The following is an 18,730-nucleotide window of genomic DNA, read 5'->3' as shown; positions in this document are numbered from 1 at the left end:
CAAGAAAAAACTTTGCCACGGAGTCACGGAGAATAGAAAAAAACTTTTACTCCTTGGCAATCCGTGGCAAAAGGAGGAAGTTAATCAAATCAGGCATTGATGACGTTAACAACATAGCTGCCAGTCATCATAATACCGGTTAAACACTTTTGGCTGCCTATGATCGCCCTGTTTTCTCCGTTTTCTTCATTGTGTACAGTTTAGATAAGGCAGCTGCCTCTCTAATTTTTGTTATGCCACACAGCTGTGTGACACACTCTTTTAGCTGCTCATTGTTAAGCACTTTATCGACTATTTGTTTGAGCGACATGAACTCCTTGTAGCCGGGGTCACCCTCTTTCAAACGATAATGGGCTTTTTCAAAGGCCACGACCATCTCAACTCTTTGCTTAAGAGAAGACATGGAGTCTTCAGCTGGCCTTTTGATTTTCCTGCGACCATGAGCAGGCAGAGGTGGTGAAGCGTCCTGACCAGCCTGTGATTTCAGCAGTTTTGATGCCTGTCTTTGCATGTAACTCGTGATCTTGGCTTCATAAGTTATGGCCAGCTCTTCTATCACTTTCTTAACTTCAACTTTGCTGTTTTTCTTTAAGGACTGGATAAGTTCATCCCGGTTTTCGCGGAAAACTTTGCAGATAAAGTTATATTGATAATAACTCAGCACCTCCACGCTTATATTCTGGCGTAAAGTAGCAGTTCTGAATTCGGCTCGTGATTTGGCTGGAAGAGCGTCCAGAAATTCATAAAATAAAAAACCTTCTGGTGGCTTGCACTGTCGGAGAAAATTTTTTTCTACAGCATCAAAGATATGCTGAAAGTTTTCGCCTTCAAACACACATGCATACTGTTCCTGGCAATGTTGCTTAAACTCTTGCGCAATGGAATAGTCGATTGTTGAAGCTCCATCGGACTGCAGGTATTTATTTAAACGTGAATAGATTCCTCTGGCGTTCTCTCTGATGACATCTTGTAACAGGCTATTGAGTTTCTTATTGAGGAAATTTTCAACAGGTATTTTTATACCCCTGGACGCTAAGATGATGGCACGGGGAGGATTCATATACTTCTGTACAGTGCACTGGGCTGCATAGTCACTGAGTGCGAGTGATTTACTCTGCAGGCTGGCCGCTATCCAGGCTGGAAGAGGCGGAGTGATAACGGAAACAACACGGCTTAGCAAACTTGTTGTCCAGGAACCTACCCGTGCACCAGACACCAAAACCTGACCCATATTCAGACTGATGGAGGTATCGTACATTCTCACACAGCCTTTGGCCCTGGCTGATGTCGACGAGCCTTTAGGCCCGGATGGTTTTTTCCCTGCTTTTTTGGTGCTCGCCCCTGAACCATCGTTCGGTTGTCTTTGCGGGGGGCTACTTCTTTGTATACTGTTCATCGGCACCACCTGTGTGCATTTTGCGATAGCAAATTGTGTCTTTGTTATTGTTGGAATAATTCTTCAACTATGGCCGCAACAAAACGTCAACAGAACCTGGCCTTTTTTCATTAACAAGACATCATCCGAATCAAAATGGCATATTTTTCAGGAACTCCTCAAACGAAGGCTTGGGAATGTTACCCGCAGCATCAGGCTTTAAGTTCGGGTATTGGATCAGTACTTGATTGATTCTGGCCCTCAATACGCCTAACTGTTTTTTTTCTGACGCACTATATTTCAAAGTTTCAGCATACTCTCTGGCTAATGGGCCCTGCTCGACGTAAAGACAGGGCCTTTCAGGAAAGCTCCAGAGAATGCGGTTAAATTCGTCATATTCTTTATCACTTAACACCGGTTTGACTGCCTTCTGCAGTCGTACCTGGGAAAACATTAAATATCCCTGGTCCATATCAAGGTTGCGGACAAAACTTGTTAACTCCACACCAACCCTGTAAAAATCACGCTCATCATATTCACGGGGGGCATCACCCGGATTGTCGAGGCGAGACGACATAATGCCATCCACAAAACCTTTCAACTTTCCCGCCATAAAATTAGCCTCATCCCTGTAGATGGCCATGCACTTATTATATTGCTCCTGTGATTGCTGCTTGTATGCTGCGGCCTCCGCCGGCAGGAGAGCCTTAAGCTCCGATAGACTTTTATTATATTTAGCTATCTGATCCTGATGAACCTCAGTTTCTTGAATGGCCCTCTGTAGCTCATGCCTCACCCCGTCCCGAGCAGCCTCAATAGATGCCTTCGTTATAGGTTTCAGACTGCTGTACAAAGAATAAAACCCCACAATAGCAACTGCTGCTCCAGCAACTGCACCGCAAGCTAATGGGTTTTCTTTAATTGCTGATTCTATCACTTCAATCACACGATCAGACAGACCTGTACCTGGTCTGACTGTGTCAGGAAACCTATCCATACGTTCAGCCAAGTTGGCAAAGGCAACAGCTCCGCCAGCAGCAGAAACCCCGATGCCGAATGCGGTAGGGAGAAATTTTGTTGTAGTTCCCTTCACTGGGTCATAATCGAGATAAGCCTCTTTGACATATCTAAAAAAACCACCTTTGGAAACAGTGTCTGATGGGAGTACAGGCTGTATCAACTGACCTGGATTCATCGCAGTATCGAACATAACCAAACTCCTGTATGCTGAAACAAGTTAAGTAGCTCACCATTTGCTACCGCATAAATCGCTGACTGGATAGCCATTTCAATTTAGTCAGGTTTGACCTCCATTCTCGTACTAAGTTCCAAACGAAAATCATGGGAGTGAATATAAGCAGACGGAAAATTGAACTTTTTGCCTCCAGAACAATCAGTTAAATGTCGATGCTGCGATAACGTCACAAACACTATGTTAGAGGCAACAACACACCAAACAGGAAACGCCTCTCAGAGCATACCCGATGATATAAGTGAGCATTGTGCAACTGGCTCCTCACAGCTCTTGCACCCCCTTGCAATCCATAACAAAAGCAACGGGTATATTACTGACAGCTCCGGGCCAGAAGAAAAGCACACTAAACCTTTCGCTGAGTATTGCATCCTCGTCCCGGAGCCAGCACTTACCATCCCCAAACTGTCCCGTCGTTTGAACAGACTGGTCCAGCTGGCTGCTGATTTCCACATCATCTGGGAACCGCCAACAAAATTATTGATGGAATTCTTGCAGAAACAGGCGATTTTCAAGCCAGCTTTCTGATCAGCATTCATCGAAACCATGATGATACAGTGACACACCTTGCTGGCCGCTATGGATTTAATACGACGCAACACAGTGAGATAGAGGAGAAAAAATACACTTACCGTTTTGACTTAATGTCCCCTCAACACAGCCATTGATGATTCTTCGACGGATTAAGCAGGAATATATTGACGATGGGTGTTCGGTGATTAGCAACGACACCAAAAAGAAATACATGGATGTTTCCGGTGCAGCAAATTCAGACAATAAAAAACCGGCACTCTGGCCGGTGACTTGTGGCGCGTAAAATGGGTTAATCAATAATGTCATCAACGGTGAGATTCAGGGCTTGTGCAATTTTAGTAATAGTTTTCAAGGAACCCTGCTTCCTGCCACTCTCAATCTGGCTGATCATGGCTTCGGAAATACCGGTTTTTTCAGCAAGGGACTTTTGACTCATGCCTCTGTACTCTCGCCACACCTTCACAGTATTTTCAGTCAACAACCGGTTTACTACTTCAGCAGGTATCAACTCTTCCTCACCCCGCCGTAACGCAGCCCGAAATTCATGAACAGCATCAGAATCTTCCAGGTCCTCCAGCTTCTTAAGCATTGCCTGATATTCGTCATAAGGCATAACCACAAAAGCCGGTTTCCCTTCATGCTTCAGTATATCGACCATCACCAAAACCTTTGGGGGCATTGCCCCCATCTTTAATGCTTGTAAACCTTGCCTCGCGGCGCAATTTTGATCACCTCAATGATCAGCCTGTCATGCTCAATCTCGTAAACAATGCGCCAGCCTCCAACCCGCAGCCTATAGCCTGATCCACCCGTCAGCTTCTTTACATCACCGTCTGGAAGCTTATTGATGGCCTTTTGAATCCTCAACCGGTCAAGTTCTGAAGTTTTCCTCAGAACTTTAACGGCCTGCTTTGAGTAAACCACCTTGAACATTGTATTATTCTACTGCGAATTAACTTAAAGTAAATATAGGATTTACTATAAGTTAATCAACAAAAAATCTTGCACATTTGGTATGCCGCCGATTTTGGCGAGGAATAAACTGGCGCGAAACGGTATTGCATTACTGGTTCTGTCATACAAAACAATTTGTCAAACCAGTGATACTTTTGCCTGCTGGCAAACTATCCGCATGTTAACATTGCATTTATTGCCGATCAGATGGGGCACACGGACTATTCGATGCCGGTTAAACGCCATGACCGCTGGATGAAAACCGAGAGCCAGAATGAGGTTAATCGGATCTGGACTGCCCCAAGAATCAGACACCACCACTTAAACTACCGAATTGAATGAATAATACAGACCTCTCCAACCACACTCCGATGATGCAGCAGTATTTGCGCATCAAACAGCAGCACAGGGATCACCTGGTGTTTTACCGGATGGGTGATTTCTACGAGCTGTTTTATGACGACGCTAAAAAGGCTGCACACCTGCTGGACATTACCCTGACCAAACGAGGGCAATCCGGTGGCGAACCCATCCCCATGGCGGGTATTCCATACCATGCGGTGGAGGGTTATCTGGCCAGGTTGATCCGGTTGCGTCAGTCCGTTGCCATTGCCGAGCAGATTGGTGATCCGGCCACCAGCAAAGGGCCGGTGGAGCGTAAGGTGGTTCGTATTCTGACCCCTGGCACCGTCAGTGATGAGGCTTTGCTGGATGAGCGTCAGGATAATCTGCTGATGGCGGTCAACCAGCGGGAAAACCGCTATGGGTTGGCATTTCTCGATATCAGCAGTGGCCGGTTCAACGTGCTTGAGGTGACCAGTGAAGAGGCACTGCTTTCTGAAGTTGAGCGCCTGAGCCCGGCCGAAGTATTGCTGAATGATGACCGCAACTGGCCTGAGATATTACTGCGTCGCCCCGGTTCCAGCAAACGCCCCCCATGGGACTTTGACCATGAGAGTGCGGTTGAGCAATTAACCCGACAGTTCCAGACACAAAGCCTTGATGGCTTTGGCTGCAGCCACTTAACACTGGCTATTGAAGCGGCTGGCTGTCTGCTGCAGTACGCCCGGGAAACACAGCGCACCGCCCTGCCCCACATTCGCGCCCTGGCCCAGGAAAACCGGGAAGAGAGCGTGGTGCTGGATGCCGCCAGCCGGAGAAACCTGGAACTGACCACCAATATGAATGGCGGCCGGGAGCACACCGTGGCTGCCGTGCTGGATCGCACAGCCACGGCCATGGGCAGCCGCCTGCTCGGACGATGGATCAACCGGCCACTGCGCAATATTGACAAACTGCAGGCCCGCCAGTCAGCAATCACTGCCCTGAAAGATGGCTGCCATTTTGAGTCCCTTTACCCCATTCTCAAACATATTGGCGACATTGAACGTATTCTTGCCAGGGTTGCCCTGAAATCTGCCCGACCACGGGATCTGGCACGGTTAAGGGATGCCCTGCAGCAACTGCCAGAACTGCAGCAACAGCTGGCGACGATTGATAGCCAGACAGTACATCAACTGGCAAAAAGCATCAGTGAACACCCTGCACTCGAAGCATTATTGACCCGGGCCATCATTGAGAACCCACCTGTGGTGATCCGTGATGGCGGGGTGATCGGCGAAGGTTATGACGCTGAGCTGGATGAGCTTCGTTCCATCAGTGAGAATGCGGGCGACTATCTGGTTCAAATGGAATTACGGGAGCGTGAGCGTACGGGTCTGCCCAGCCTGAAAGTCGGTTACAACCGGGTACATGGTTACTATATCGAGTTGAGTCGCCGTGAATCCGAAAACGCTCCAGTAGACTACATTCGCCGCCAGACCCTGAAAAATACGGAACGCTTTATTACTCCGGAGCTGAAAGAGTTTGAAGACAAGGCGCTGTCCAGCAAAAGCCGTGCCCTGGCCCGGGAAAAAGCACTGTACGATGAACTTCTGGACAAACTGGTGGCACAGCTGGGGCCGCTCCAGGAGTGCTCCATGGCCCTGTCAGAGCTGGATGTGCTCAGCAACCTGGCTGAACGGGCTGAGACACTGAACTTCTGCCGTCCTGAAATCCTGCAGAGCCCCGGTATTGACATTGTTGAAGGCCGCCATCCGGTTGTTGAGCAGGTTTTGGACGAACCGTTTGTGGCAAACAATGTCACCTTCAATGTTCAGCGTCGTATGCTGATTATCACCGGTCCCAATATGGGCGGTAAATCCACCTATATGCGACAGACGGCGTTGATTGTGCTGCTGGCTCATATTGGCAGCTTTGTACCGGCGTCCCGTGCGCGCATTGGTCTGGTGGATCGGATTTTCACCCGCATTGGCTCTTCGGATGACCTGGCCGGTGGTCGTTCAACCTTTATGGTGGAAATGACGGAAACCGCCAATATTCTGCATAACGCCACTGAGCAGAGTCTGGTGCTGATGGATGAAATCGGCCGAGGAACCAGCACCTTCGATGGGCTATCCCTGGCTTGGGCCTGCGCTCAATATCTGGCGGATTCAGTACGGGCATTCACCCTGTTTGCCACCCACTACTTTGAGTTGACCCAGCTGCCCGAAGAGTGCAATACGGTAGTGAACGTGCATCTCAATGCGACCGAACATGACGATCGCATTGTCTTTCTTCATGCGGTTCAGGAAGGTCCTGCCAGCCAGAGCTATGGCCTGCAGGTGGCACAACTGGCCGGTGTACCCCGACATGTCATTAACCAGGCACGGCAGAAACTGGCCATGCTGGAGCAGCAGGAATCCGCTCAACAACCTGTTGCAAAACCATTGGGAAAGGCTACTTTCACACCTCAGGCTGATCTGTTTGCCAGCCCTGAGCCACACCCGGCGCTTGAAGTCCTGGATAAAACAGACGTGGATAACCTGACACCCCGCCAGGCTCTGGAGCTTATTTATATGCTCAAGGGGCTGGGAAAATGATTTAATGGTGCTTATACCCTGACCGGTATAAGTTTATGTTCATCACGGGTATCCAGCGGGTTTACAACTCTGGTAGACTTGCCCGATATTTTTGAGTACTTTTTTTTAGTCAGATCAAATGGAGTTTAACCACCATGGCTTTCGTAGTGGGTGAAAACTGCATCAAGTGCAAATACACCGATTGCGTGGAAGTCTGTCCTGTGGACTGCTTCTATGAAGGACCAAACTTCCTGGTTATTCACCCGGATGAATGTATTGACTGCGCTCTTTGTGAGCCAGAGTGTCCGGCAAACGCTATTTTCTCCGAAGATGAGGTTCCCGATGATCAGCAGGAGTTCATCGAACTGAACGCCGTGCTCGCAGATGTCTGGGATAACATTACCGAGAAGAAAGACCCTCTCCCTGATGCAGCAGAGTGGGATGGCGTGAAGGGCAAGCTGGACCAGCTGGAACGCTGAGTTCAATAGTAAAAAAGCCATGGGGGTTACCCATGGCTTTTTTATTCACAGAGATTCAATGTCAGGCCATCAGTTAAACAGGGACTCTCCAGACAACCCCTGCTTTTCAAGAATAGATCGAAGCCGTTTTAAAGCCTCTACCTGAATCTGTCTTACCCGTTCACGGGTCAGGCCAATCTCCTTACCGACTTCCTCAAGCGTGCTGGTTTCATACCCCCTGAGACCAAACCGGCGGGCAACCACCTCTCGCTGTTTTTCTGATAACTCACCTAACCAGCGGTCAAGACTGTCATTGAGATCCAGATCCTGTAGCAATTCGGCCGGGTCGGCACCTTTTTCATCAGAGATCGTATCCAGAATGGATTTATCCGAGTCAGGTCCCAGTGGTGTATCAACCGATGTCACTCGTTCATTAAGACCGAGCATCCGTTTTACATCAGCCACCGGCTTATCCAGCAACTCGGCAATTTCTTCCGGGCTGGGATCATGATCCAGCTTCTGGGTTAATTCCCTGGCAGCCCTGAGATAGACGTTCAGTTCTTTAACCACATGAATGGGCAGCCGTATGGTGCGGGTCTGATTCATGATCGCCCGCTCAATCGTCTGTCGTATCCACCAGGTCGCGTAGGTTGAAAAACGGAATCCACGTTCCGGATCAAATTTCTCAACCGCACGAATCAGTCCGAGGTTACCCTCTTCAATCAGATCAAGCAGTGTCAGTCCACGGTTGACATAGCGCCTGGAGATTTTAACAACCAGCCGGAGATTACTTTCAATCATCCGGCGTCTGCCCGCTTCTACCCCTTTTCGGGCAAGGCGGGCATAGTGAACCTCTTCCTCGGGGGTGAGGAGAGGTGAAAAGCCAATCTCATTCAGGTACAGCTGGGTTGCATCGATGGATTTGTAAAATCCATCGTCTTCTTTTCGACGACCGGTACTCACCGGAGACACAGCCGCAGGCCGCGGCTTATCGATATCATCGTTCTCGTCAACCACTTCAATGAGGTCACCGGCATTTTCGTCCGGGCTCAATTCATCCTGTCCCTGGATTACATCGTCAGCATAACTGCTTAGCTCTGCGTCATCCCTCTTCGATGCCATAAGAGTTAGTCCTATCCGAAAGTCCCACTCTATGCCGGGCAACCCGAAGTTGCGCCGACACCCGTGAGATCCCTCTACTACAACAGCCACTGACCTTCGTTATCAGCGCCCTGGAAGGTACCCCATCGGGTCGACCGGTTTACCATCACGCCGAATTTCGAAGTGCAGCTTAGGCTCCGTCGTTCCTGTAGAACCTATTTCGGCTATCTTCTGGCCCGCTTTAACTGAGTCTCCCTCATTCACCAATAGATCCCTGTTGTGCGCATATGCGCTCAGATAGCTACTATTATGTTTCAAAATGATCAGCCTGCCATAGCCGGACAGGTCGCTCCCTGCGTACACTACCTCACCACTGGCTGCTGCCTTTACAGGCTCTCCTAATTTGCCGCCAATATCAATCCCCTTGTTAACGGGCATTTTGAGCGAATAGGCGGAAATAATTTTTCCGTTCGCAGGCCATTGCCAGCCACTGCTGCCGGAAGCGGTACTTTTTGGCGTCGAACTCTTTGCTGTATATTTTTTGACCGGAGCGCTGCTTTTGGCAACGGTTTTCTTTGGCTGCCTGACTGGAGTTACCGATGGAGTAGCAACCCCGGACCGGCGGATAGATAAGTTTATTTTCTGCCCCGGATAAATAGTATAAGGACTTCGAATGCTATTCTTTCGGGCCAACTCTCTGAAGTCTCTGCTATAGAGCCAGGCTATTGAATAAAGAGTTTCTCCCCTTTGGACAACATGCTGACCTGAAGTCACCTTCGGTGGTGATCTCAGGTCAGTGACCGTAACCCTGGCCGGATCATGGCTGCAACTTGCGGTTAGCAGGCAGGCTGTTAGAAAAAGTATTTTTTTTGAGCAATCACTCAAATTAATCAGAGTGATTTTCATGAAATCCAACACTTTATCAACTCCATTACCCTGCATGCCCACAAAAATCATTTATTCAATAAAAGAATATAAAAAGTAACTTATGGTTTAAAATATTATACCAACATCAGTATTTTCACCTATATTGGTGCACTGGTTTAGTGATTTTTACTACCCACCCACTCAATCATCGCCACCAAAGCAATGGCAAAAATCATCAGCCCAATAGATTCAACCAGATAAGCAGGCTGCCCGGTAATTCCCTGATAATTCATCGGCGACACATTCGCCTGAATCAGCGGGACCAGCTCCCCGGAACTGTTAACCCGTGTTTCCAGCGTCTCTTTCCATGGCCAGACTTTGCCCAGAGCTCCAAGCATCAGGCCGGTCAATAGTGAAATCGCCAGATCGCGGTGCTTTTTTAGCAGCCATGACAACACATGGGAAAAGCTGAGCAAACCACCGATACAGCCCAGGCCAAAAACGGTCAGTACACTGAAATTCAAACTCTTCACGGCATCAATGACCGGACCATACAGCCCCATCATCAGCAGCATAAAGCTACCGGAAATACCGGGCAGAATCATCGCGCAGATAGCAATGCTACCGGCAAAAAACAGCGTCACCGGCTCTGGTTCAAGGCTGGTCGGGGTTAATACACCCACAGCATAAGCAATCACAATTCCAGCGATCAGGGTGATGACAGTCGCCACATTCCACTGATCAACCTGACGAATCATATGCAATCCGGACACCAGAATCAGACCAAAAAAGAATGCCCAGAGCATCTCCGGATACGTCGCCAGGAACCAGGTAATCACATGGGCAAAGGACAGAATACTGGTCAGCACACCACCAAACACACACAACAGAAATGTGCCGTCTATTCTCTGCCACACTCCGGCAACCCCTTCCTCACCAAGTACCTTCAGTAACGATGGGTTAACACTTTTCAAGGCATTCAGCAGCCGGTCATAAATGCCAGTAATAAATGCGATGGTTCCACCGGATACGCCCGGCACAACATCGGCGGCCCCCATAGCCATTCCCCTGGCGATAAGGGCAAAGTAAGAAGAATGATTCGACATGTTCTGACCTTTGGAACAGAAGTTAAGTAAAAAGCCTTCAGTCATCCCTGACTGACCGCTTTTTTGTGTGGACACGCCCAAGAAAGCAACGTCTTTTTTATGACGTATTAGCGTATAACACCCGCCAGTAACGGTACAAACCGGACAGCTTCCAACACCTTGCGCTGATACTCTTCACCGTTTCTGGTCACTAACACAAGATCCTGAAAGTTGTGTCCTCCAACCGGAATGACCAGCCTGCCACCTTCCGGAGACAGCTGGCTCAACAACGCTGCCGGAATTTCTCCCGGTGCCGCCGTGACGATAATCCCATCAAATGGACTTTCTTCCGGCCACCCCATACCACCATCGGTATGACGAAGACGAACATTGTTCAGAGAGAGCCGAGAGAGTCTCTGCTGTGCCTTCTCCTGCAATGGCCTGATACGTTCCACGGAGCAGACCCTGGCTACCAGCGAAGCAAGCACAGCCGTCTGATAACCTGATCCGGTGCCAATTTCCAGCACCTTGTTCAGTTCACCCCGGGCCAACAGCACTTCCGTCATTTTGGCCACAATATACGGCTGGGACAGCGTCTGATTATGACCAATCGGCAGTGCTGTGTCTTCATAAGCACGATGTGCCAGCGCCTCATCAAGAAAAAGATGACGGGGAATGGTGCGAATGGCATCCAGAACCTTGCCGGACTGAATACCCTGATCCATCAGACGCTGGATCAGCCGCTCTCTGGTCCGGCGTGATGTCATACCGATACCATCAATTTCAAGATCCCTCATACACAGGCTCCAAGCCAATCCTCCATCAGTGATAACGTTGCATGGCCGGTCTTATCGTATTGCAATGGGGTAATGGATACATAGCCAGAAGCCACTGCATGAAAATCAGTCCCTTCCTCAGCAACCAGGGGCTTACCAACACCACCGATCCACCACACCGTATTGCCACGGGGATCGGTCATTTTTACCGGAGGCTTTGAGGGGTGACGATGGCCGAGCCGGGTAATTTTCATCCCACGGATCTCTTCATAGTCACAGGCCGGGACATTGACATTGAGTATCGTACCTTCTGGCAGAACCTGATCATCAAGGCGCAACATCAAATCGTGCAACACTCTGGCGCTCACTTCCAGATGGTGATCCTCTTGACCACAGGATGAAATAGCGATTGCGGTTTTTGCCAGCATGCGTCCTTCCATAGCCGCAGCCACAGTCCCTGAGTAGAGCACATCATCGCCCAGGTTTGCGCAACTGTTAATACCGGAAACTACACGTTCCGGAAGGCGGCCAAACAGCCCACTGACGGCGAGATTGACACAATCTGCCGGTGTCCCGTTCACGCTGAAGAATCCATTGTCGTGTTCTTTCATGCGCAGTGGCCGGTCCAGAGTGAGGGAATGGCCCTTGCCAGAACAGTCATTATCCGGAGCCACTACCCAGCACTGACCGTGCGATTTCATGGCGGCAAACGAAAGGGCCAATCCCCTGGCGGTAACGCCATCATCATTGGATAGCAATATGGTCATAGTCCCTCAATCCTGAATTAATCCAAACTTTTCTTAAGATCACTGTCGTGAACTGCATGACTCATTTCACGACCATTTTTCATGGCTCTTGTTCATAACAATCAAACAACTCCCTGAGTACAGACGTCGCAAAACAGCCCTTTGGCAATCTGAAGCGCAATACCAGTGAACTTCCTTCCGGGCTGCGTTCCCACACCCAGGTGAACTGCTGAGGTATCAGACAGTTAACTCTGCGCTCCTGCAGCAAACCAGCCCTCTCAAGTCCATCACACAACTGAGGATATCCGGCAGTGACCGACTGTTCAAAAGTCAGCACCTGGTCGGTCACTTTCGATGCCCCCCTGCCCAACAGCGGCGAAGTCGGACTCAATTCACCATTCCCCAGGCGGGTCATCATGGTTTCGTCCGGCGCTGCAAAAATCAGGCTATTACTATCTGGAAATCCTAATGCATCTCCACAAAGATACTGGTTCCAGACCCCGGCAGTAACCTTTTGCGACAGAACCCGGTTAAACAGCCAGGACCTGGCTGCAGACAGATAGACCGATCGTTTATTACGCTGAACCCTGAATTTTCCAGCCAGCATATCGACGGCTTTGTCAATATTACGCCCCTCATGACCAAAGCGCTGTTCACCGAAGTAATTAGGCACCCCTGCACGAGATATCTGCTCTAACCGGGCATTAACCAGGTCAGGATCAGCATCTACATTCCGCAATGTGATACAGAAATCATTTGCCTTCAGGGCTCCGGTTTTCAGTTTTTTCCGGTGGCGGGCCTGTCGAATGATCCGGATGGTGTCACTCTCCAGTCCACTCCAGTCGGGATCAGCCATACCAGGCAGGGAAACACAAAACCATTGACGTGTAATTCCATGGCGATCCTTTCTCCCGGCATAACTTACCGACTGTCTTCTGACTCCTGCATGTCGCGCCAGAAGCCCTGCGACCCAGTTGGTATTCTCACCTTTTTTTTCAATCAGCAGGAAAAGGTGCTCACCTTCACCTTCGGGCTCAAAGGGGAGTAGCTCATCAACCAGAAAATCTTCATGACAGGATTTGAAAAGACAGCTGCCTAAAGGACCACCAAAGGCGTAAAACCAATCAACGGAGTAATCGGCAGGCATCGGTACATCTGCATCCATGATGCGCACTCAACAAAGCAAAAATTAACAATAAACAATACCGCGTTTGACGCAGTTTTTGAAAGGAAATACTGAAAAATAACCATGGGTGGTGGGCCTCCTAGAAGACTCCACCCTTTGGATCACGATCCCGAATCTGTCAACAGAACAACGGCGTGAACTGCAATACCCTCTTTTCTACCGGTATAGCCCAGCTTTTCAGTGGTGGTCGCTTTGACATTCACCAGCGATGGGTCAATCCCCATGTCTTGACTGATATTCTGCCGCATCTGATCAATGTGCGGTGCCATTTTAGGCGACTGGGCAATGATGGTACTGTCCATATTGACGGGAACCAGGTTGTGCTGCTCAAGCAGAGCAATAACATGACGCAGTAACTTGCGACTATCAATGCCAGCATAGCGTGCATCAGTGTCCGGAAAATGCTTGCCAATATCACCCAGACCTGCCGCTCCCAGGAGTGCGTCGCAAAGGGCATGAAGCAGCACATCACCATCAGAGTGCGCCACCAGCCCATGGGTGTGAGGGATTTTTACCCCACCCAGAACAATATAATCGCCTTCACCAAAGCGGTGAACATCAAACCCATGACCAATACGCATCAAGTGACCTCAATAAGTTTCGACTGCTGTTCTATATATAGAGTGGCCAGAGCCAGATCGGTTCCCCGGGTCACCTTAATATTATCGGCATGTCCCTCCACCATCACGGGCTGTTTGCCAGCGTATTCAATGGCACTGGCCTCATCCGTTACCGGCATCCTATCTGCTACTGCTTTTGCCATTGCATCGTGTAGCATTCCGAGACGGAACATCTGCGGTGTCATGGCATGCCAGAGCCCCTGACGGTCTACCGTTTCAGACACAGCATCATTGCCCCCGGCGCGCTTGATGGTATCGGTAACCGGGCAACCCAGCAGACCGCCCACAGGGTGGTCATGGAGCTGGTTCACCAGCCACTCCATATCAGAACGGCGAATGCAGGGGCGGGCCACATCATGAACCAGTACCCAGTCATCAGGGGAACCAATATCCAATAGCACTTTCAAACCATTAAGTACTGAGAGGTAACGCTCATCTCCCCCCTGGGCCAGGAGAATTCCCGGGTTGCGGAGTAATTCAATGGATTGGTGATACTCATCATTATGATCAAGCACCACCACGATCTTTTCCAGCCTGGGAAAATCCAGCAACCGCTCCAGAGTATGCACCATCAGGGGCTTGCCCTTGATTTCAAGATACTGCTTGGGAATATCGATATTCATTCGGCGGCCAACGCCCGCTGCCGGAACAACCGCCCAGTAACGAACCGTATTCATGGTTTCTACGCTACTCACTCTGACACCCTTAATTTGAACATCCAGAAGCCCGCTCAGAAACGGCTCCTGATCAATACAGGATTTAATCGTAAGTCAAAAAGAACGTTTCATCACTGCGGATCATACCCAGCTCCTGACGCGCTCTCTCTTCAATCGTTTCCATCCCCTGCTGCAGCTCCACAACCTCTTTGGCCAGCAGACGATTACGCTGGTACAAACGTTCATTTTCCAGCCTGAAACGCTCAAGGTTATCTTGCTGTGTCAACATTTCAGCCACACTGCCTTCACCAATCCAGAGCCTGGTTTGCAGGTAAACCAGCAGCAGTGTCAACAGGGCTATTGCCAGTTTTTTCATCATCAGTTCCGCTTTAAACCGTCACTATCCAGCAGCAGGGGCAACACCAGATACAGGATGCAAAAAGCTGGGGGAGTAATAGAGACTTAACAATGGAGTTTAACAGGAGTACCCGTGGTTTAACATATGACCATTTATTTGAACTGTTTCACATTAATGAAGGTCATTAGAAAAAGCCAGACATCAAAATAAGCAACTCAAATAATCGCTCTTACTATCTTGGGTATTTATGACCGAAAGAAAAGCACTCTACACCCAGGCTGCGTCACCTGCTGAGTTCAATCTGGTACTGGCTAACCATCACCCGTAGGCCAAAGACCCGGGAGTTCGGAATATGCCGACTGGCAATCCCATTGGCAGTACCCACAGTTATCCCCCCCCGGCTGCCACCACCACCCTGCCCGTGGAACACACAACCAGTAATCGAATCACCGCCGTTACCAACCCAGGGCCGTTACTATTGCTGGATCTTCCAGAGCAACCCATAAGGCATATACTGGGTTTTTTAGGGGACCGTGATATCAAGGCCATGGCACAGACCTGTTCGTCTTTGCTGGCTATTGTCCGTGCAGAGCATCTGCCCGCCAGGATCTGGTTTAAACAGTTTGAGCCACGACAGCAGCAGCAATTCATCCAGATTGCCAAAAACACCAGCAACCATGAACTGAAAGCCTGGCTGGGGCAATTCACCGGCAGTGAAACGCTGATCAGCACTATTTGCGGCCATTCAGCCGGGGAAGTGACAAACAACGACATACCGCCACGGGAACCACAAAAAGGGAAATATTTCCCACAAATCCTGTTTTATACAGTGAGCCAGTTGATGGTTAACTGTCGTACTTTCCAGCCGGAATTGGCAATATCCATCGACTGCATCCCCTTTACGGCCGCATCAGCCACGCTCAGCAACGATGGACGCTTTCTGGCCACCAACAGTTACGCACGCTGTGGTCGGGATTATGGCAGAACGGAAATCACCGCAAGGCCCGCAGAGATAGCCATTGCCCATGAAGACAGAGTGCGGCGGATCACCTTCAGCACTGATAACCGGCATATATTGAGCTACACGGCTTCAACCGCAAAAATCACCAGCTGTAATGCCGACGGCAGCTGGACAGAAAAACTCATCATCATTTCTGATCGATTTATCAGCTCGGCGACTTTCAGCCCCGACAGCCGCCATGCAGTGATGGCCAGGAGTGGTCGCAGGGCCATAATATGCACAATGAACCAGGCTGGCCGCTGGGTAGTCACAACAACAATGGGACATAAAGGGAGGATTCTTTCAACAACATTCAGCCCTGACAGCCGCCTGATCGTCACCACCAGTGTCGATCACACGGCGAAAATCCATGGCCGTGACAGCAATGGCAACTGGCTGGAGCTGACCACCCTGAATCATAATGGCAAGGTCAGTGCCGCTGAATTCAGCCCTGATGGCAAACATATCATCACCATTAGCGACAAGAATAACCAACCTGATCGTACCGCAACGATTTTCAGCAACACCGATAACGGCTGGGTAAGAAAAACCAGTATTAACCACTCCCAGGAAATCACCGACACTTCATTCAGTCCTGACAGTCGTCATGCAGTAACGGAGAGCTTCGATTATACTGCCAGAATCCTGAGCTTTGATACCCGCGACAACTGGCAACATAAAACCACGATCAAGCATAAACGACGGATTTCTTCTACTAGATTTAGCCCCGATAGCCACTATTTAGTCACAGCCAGTAGCGATCATACAGCAAAAATCTACCGGTATGACGCAAACGCCAGGCGCTGGTCAAAACAACAGATTATCGTCCATGATGATATGTATATTACCTCAGCCACGTTCAGCGCTGACGGCCGCCATATTCTGACATTTTCCCGCAATTACTCACCCATATCCCTGCCTGTCTGCAACGCCAGAATCCACACTTGTACGGCCGGTGGCAACTGGATAACCAGCCTCAATTTTACAACAGCAGGCGGGGTTTACTCAGCCAAATTTAACCACGATGGCTCCCATATTGTCATCGAAGCCAGAAATGATGACGCCATCATCATCTATGGCCTTACGGCAGATGGCAACTGGTTACACAAATCGACGCTGCACCAACATTACAAGCTTGACTTTGTAACATTCAGTGCCAATGGGGGGCATTTAATGACTATCAGTAACGACGCTCAACTGGTGCAGGTCTGGCACCTTTATAAGGAAGATTTAGCGCCACATCCCCAGTGCTCTTTAAATGAACTGATGCCTCCCCCTAGAAAAAAGACCCGAAAGTCTGCTCCAAAAGTTCACAGGTAAAGGGCGATCGACGGATTGACTTTCCGCCGGTCGGGGCGGCTCAGGCTTCTTTCAGCCTGACGGGTTTGCCCGCTTCGCCGGGCAAACAAAAAAGGGAGGCTTAAAGCCTCCCCTTGCCATCAGCAGCGACTGCTAATCAGGCACGCTTGAATTCAGCAATACCACGGTAAGGCGCTTTGCCTTCCAGCTGCTCTTCGATACGGATCAGCTGGTTGTACTTGGCTACACGGTCAGAACGGCACAGGGAACCGGTCTTGATCTGGCCAGCACAGGTACCTACCGCCAGGTCAGCGATGGTCGCGTCTTCGGTTTCACCGGAACGGTGAGAGATAACGGCAGTGTAGCCAGCGTCCCTGGCCATCTTGATCGCATCCAGAGTTTCGCTCAGAGAGCCGATCTGGTTGAACTTGATCAGGATAGAGTTGGCGATGCCCTTATCGATACCTTCTTTCAGGATCTTGGTGTTGGTTACAAACAGGTCGTCACCAACGATCTGGATCTTGTTGCCCAGCAGTTCAGTCTGGTACTTGAAGCCGTCCCAGTCAGATTCATCCAGACCATCTTCAATGGAGATAATCGGGTAATCTTCGGTCAGACCTTTCAGGTAGTCAGAGAACTCATTGGAAGTGAAGACTTTGCCTTCGCCTTTCAGGTTGTACTTGCCATCTTCGTAGAACTCGGAAGCTGCACAGTCCATAGCCAGAGTGATGTCGGTGCCCAAAGTGTAACCGGCTGCAGCAACGGCTTCTTTGATGACTGCCAGAGCGTCTGCATTGGAAGCCAGGTTTGGCGCAAAACCACCTTCGTCACCCACGGCAGTGTTCAGGCCTTTGTCAGACAGTACTTTCTTCAGAGCGTGGAATACTTCAGCACCCATGCGCAGCGCTTCAGCAAAGTTTTTGGCACCAACCGGCTGGATCATGAATTCCTGAATGTCAACGTTGTTGTCAGCGTGCTCACCGCCGTTCAGGATGTTCATCATTGGCACTGGCATGGTGAATTGGCCAGCAGTACCGTTCAGCTCAGCAATGTGCGCGTACAGAGGCATGCCTTTATCAACGGCAGCGGCTTTGGCAGCGGCCAGAGACACCGCCAGGATGGCGTTAGCGCCCAGCTTGGCTTTGTTGTCAGTGCCGTCCAGATCGATCATCTTCTGATCCAGGCCACGCTGGTCATTGGCATCAAAACCAAGCAGTGCTCCACGGATAGGACCGTTAACATTGGCAACGGCTTGCAGAACGCCCTTGCCCAGGTAGCGGGACTTGTCACCATCACGCAGCTCCAGAGCTTCGCGGGAACCCGTGGAAGCGCCGCTGGGAGCACAGGCAGTACCAAAGGCACCAGACTCAAGAATGACGTCAGCTTCAACAGTGGGATTACCACGAGAATCGAGGACTTCGCGAGCCTTGATTTCCTTGATAGCGGTCATGAGATACTCCGGGTGAAGAATTCGGAAATTTCAAGTGAGAGGTAAGCAATACCGTAAAAGAGCGGTGGCATTGTTACGGGAGCGGCAACTATACCACCGGAAAACCCTGTGTC

At 49.8% G+C, this 18,730-nt stretch carries 17 protein-coding genes; 3 read left to right on the top strand and 14 right to left on the bottom strand.

Annotation, left to right across the window (positions count from 1 at the left end; genetic code table 11):
- Positions 1-157: 157 nt before the first annotated feature.
- The 4 genes from CX664_RS12665 to CX664_RS12645 all read right to left on the bottom strand — a co-directional run bounded on the left by CX664_RS12665 (position 158) and on the right by CX664_RS12645 (position 4,094).
- Positions 158-1,396, bottom strand: coding sequence for a hypothetical protein (locus tag CX664_RS12665; protein WP_101747082.1), 1,239 nt, complete (start codon positions 1,394-1,396; stop codon positions 158-160).
- A 130-nt stretch (positions 1,397-1,526) separates the two neighbouring features.
- Entirely contained in the window at positions 1,527-2,585 is a 1,059-nt protein-coding gene (locus tag CX664_RS12660; protein ID WP_101747081.1) for a hypothetical protein, read from the bottom strand.
- 865 nt (positions 2,586-3,450) lie between these two features.
- Positions 3,451-3,819 carry a helix-turn-helix domain-containing protein gene (locus tag CX664_RS12650; RefSeq protein WP_101747135.1) on the bottom strand — a complete coding sequence of 123 codons (369 nt, stop codon included), beginning with the start codon at positions 3,817-3,819 and terminating at the stop codon, positions 3,451-3,453.
- A gap of 32 nt (positions 3,820-3,851) precedes the next feature.
- Positions 3,852-4,094, bottom strand: coding sequence for a type II toxin-antitoxin system RelE family toxin (locus CX664_RS12645; protein WP_145999983.1), 243 nt, complete (start codon positions 4,092-4,094; stop codon positions 3,852-3,854).
- 359 nt (positions 4,095-4,453) lie between these two features.
- On the opposite strand from CX664_RS12645, the gene mutS reads away from it, so the two are divergent.
- A complete protein-coding gene (gene mutS / locus CX664_RS12640; RefSeq protein ID WP_101747079.1) occupies positions 4,454-7,036 on the top strand; it encodes a DNA mismatch repair protein MutS in 2,583 nt (860 codons plus the stop codon).
- A 134-nt stretch (positions 7,037-7,170) separates the two neighbouring features.
- A complete protein-coding gene (gene fdxA, locus CX664_RS12635) occupies positions 7,171-7,494 on the top strand; it encodes a ferredoxin FdxA (protein ID WP_101747078.1) in 324 nt (107 codons plus the stop codon).
- A 69-nt stretch (positions 7,495-7,563) separates the two neighbouring features.
- Here fdxA and rpoS read toward each other — a convergent pair whose 3' ends face one another.
- From rpoS to CX664_RS12590, 9 genes are all read right to left on the bottom strand, one after another.
- Complete coding sequence (gene rpoS / locus CX664_RS12630; RefSeq protein ID WP_101747077.1) at positions 7,564-8,595, bottom strand: RNA polymerase sigma factor RpoS; 1,032 nt, start codon at positions 8,593-8,595, stop codon at positions 7,564-7,566.
- A gap of 102 nt (positions 8,596-8,697) precedes the next feature.
- Positions 8,698-9,492, bottom strand: a complete 795-nt coding sequence (locus tag CX664_RS12625; protein ID WP_244910658.1) for a peptidoglycan DD-metalloendopeptidase family protein — start codon at positions 9,490-9,492, stop codon at positions 8,698-8,700.
- 125 nt (positions 9,493-9,617) lie between these two features.
- Positions 9,618-10,547 carry a polyprenyl-phosphate transporter gene (locus CX664_RS12620; protein WP_101747132.1) on the bottom strand — a complete coding sequence of 310 codons (930 nt, stop codon included), beginning with the start codon at positions 10,545-10,547 and terminating at the stop codon, positions 9,618-9,620.
- Positions 10,548-10,654: 107 nt separating this feature from the next.
- Positions 10,655-11,323: a protein-L-isoaspartate(D-aspartate) O-methyltransferase gene (locus CX664_RS12615; RefSeq protein WP_101747076.1), complete on the bottom strand. Its 669-nt coding sequence runs from the start codon at positions 11,321-11,323 to the stop codon at positions 10,655-10,657.
- Entirely contained in the window at positions 11,320-12,069 is a 750-nt protein-coding gene (surE, locus tag CX664_RS12610; protein WP_101747075.1) for a 5'/3'-nucleotidase SurE, read from the bottom strand. Before surE ends, CX664_RS12615 begins: the two co-directional genes overlap by 4 nt.
- Positions 12,070-12,148: 79 nt before the next feature.
- Positions 12,149-13,213: a tRNA pseudouridine(13) synthase TruD gene (truD, locus tag CX664_RS12605; RefSeq protein WP_219622178.1), complete on the bottom strand. Its 1,065-nt coding sequence runs from the start codon at positions 13,211-13,213 to the stop codon at positions 12,149-12,151.
- Between the two features lie 122 nt (positions 13,214-13,335).
- Complete coding sequence (ispF, locus tag CX664_RS12600; RefSeq protein WP_101747073.1) at positions 13,336-13,815, bottom strand: 2-C-methyl-D-erythritol 2,4-cyclodiphosphate synthase; 480 nt, start codon at positions 13,813-13,815, stop codon at positions 13,336-13,338.
- Positions 13,815-14,549 (bottom strand): 2-C-methyl-D-erythritol 4-phosphate cytidylyltransferase, encoded by a 735-nt coding sequence (gene ispD / locus CX664_RS12595; RefSeq protein WP_206679250.1) that lies wholly within the window; start codon positions 14,547-14,549, stop codon positions 13,815-13,817. Before ispD ends, ispF begins: the two co-directional genes overlap by 1 nt.
- 64 nt (positions 14,550-14,613) lie before the next feature.
- Entirely contained in the window at positions 14,614-14,889 is a 276-nt protein-coding gene (locus tag CX664_RS12590; RefSeq protein WP_241693352.1) for a septum formation initiator family protein, read from the bottom strand.
- Between the two features lie 331 nt (positions 14,890-15,220).
- Between CX664_RS12590 and CX664_RS12585 the strand changes: the two genes are divergently transcribed.
- The gene (locus tag CX664_RS12585; RefSeq protein WP_101747071.1) at positions 15,221-17,188 is read left to right on the top strand and encodes a WD40 repeat domain-containing protein; all 1,968 of its coding nucleotides are present in this window, start codon (positions 15,221-15,223) and stop codon (positions 17,186-17,188) included.
- Positions 17,189-17,324: 136 nt separating this feature from the next.
- Here the strand turns inward: CX664_RS12585 and eno are convergent, their stop codons facing one another.
- Positions 17,325-18,617 (bottom strand): phosphopyruvate hydratase, encoded by a 1,293-nt coding sequence (gene eno, locus CX664_RS12580; RefSeq protein WP_101747070.1) that lies wholly within the window; start codon positions 18,615-18,617, stop codon positions 17,325-17,327.
- Positions 18,618-18,730: the final 113 nt, after the last annotated feature.

This window comes from Endozoicomonas acroporae, assembly GCF_002864045.1.
Classification (GTDB): domain Bacteria; phylum Pseudomonadota; class Gammaproteobacteria; order Pseudomonadales; family Endozoicomonadaceae; genus Endozoicomonas; species Endozoicomonas acroporae.
The sequence above is the reverse complement of the archived record's forward strand: the minus strand, read 5'-3'. Positions and strand labels throughout refer to the sequence as shown.

Coding starts and splice junctions, on each gene's coding strand:
- CX664_RS12665 (WP_101747082.1), bottom strand. CDS start 1,396: ATGAACAGTATACAAAGAAGTAGCCCCCCGCAAAGACAACCGAACGAT.
- CX664_RS12660 (WP_101747081.1), bottom strand. CDS start 2,585: ATGTTCGATACTGCGATGAATCCAGGTCAGTTGATACAGCCTGTACTC.
- CX664_RS12650 (WP_101747135.1), bottom strand. CDS start 3,819: ATGGTCGATATACTGAAGCATGAAGGGAAACCGGCTTTTGTGGTTATG.
- CX664_RS12645 (WP_145999983.1), bottom strand. CDS start 4,094: ATGTTCAAGGTGGTTTACTCAAAGCAGGCCGTTAAAGTTCTGAGGAAA.
- mutS (WP_101747079.1), top strand. CDS start 4,454: ATGAATAATACAGACCTCTCCAACCACACTCCGATGATGCAGCAGTAT.
- fdxA (WP_101747078.1), top strand. CDS start 7,171: ATGGCTTTCGTAGTGGGTGAAAACTGCATCAAGTGCAAATACACCGAT.
- rpoS (WP_101747077.1), bottom strand. CDS start 8,595: ATGGCATCGAAGAGGGATGACGCAGAGCTAAGCAGTTATGCTGACGAT.
- CX664_RS12620 (WP_101747132.1), bottom strand. CDS start 10,547: ATGTCGAATCATTCTTCTTACTTTGCCCTTATCGCCAGGGGAATGGCT.
- CX664_RS12615 (WP_101747076.1), bottom strand. CDS start 11,323: ATGAGGGATCTTGAAATTGATGGTATCGGTATGACATCACGCCGGACC.
- surE (WP_101747075.1), bottom strand. CDS start 12,069: ATGACCATATTGCTATCCAATGATGATGGCGTTACCGCCAGGGGATTG.
- truD (WP_219622178.1), bottom strand. CDS start 13,213: ATGGATGCAGATGTACCGATGCCTGCCGATTACTCCGTTGATTGGTTT.
- ispF (WP_101747073.1), bottom strand. CDS start 13,815: ATGCGTATTGGTCATGGGTTTGATGTTCACCGCTTTGGTGAAGGCGAT.
- CX664_RS12590 (WP_241693352.1), bottom strand. CDS start 14,889: ATGATGAAAAAACTGGCAATAGCCCTGTTGACACTGCTGCTGGTTTAC.
- CX664_RS12585 (WP_101747071.1), top strand. CDS start 15,221: ATGCCGACTGGCAATCCCATTGGCAGTACCCACAGTTATCCCCCCCCG.
- eno (WP_101747070.1), bottom strand. CDS start 18,617: ATGACCGCTATCAAGGAAATCAAGGCTCGCGAAGTCCTCGATTCTCGT.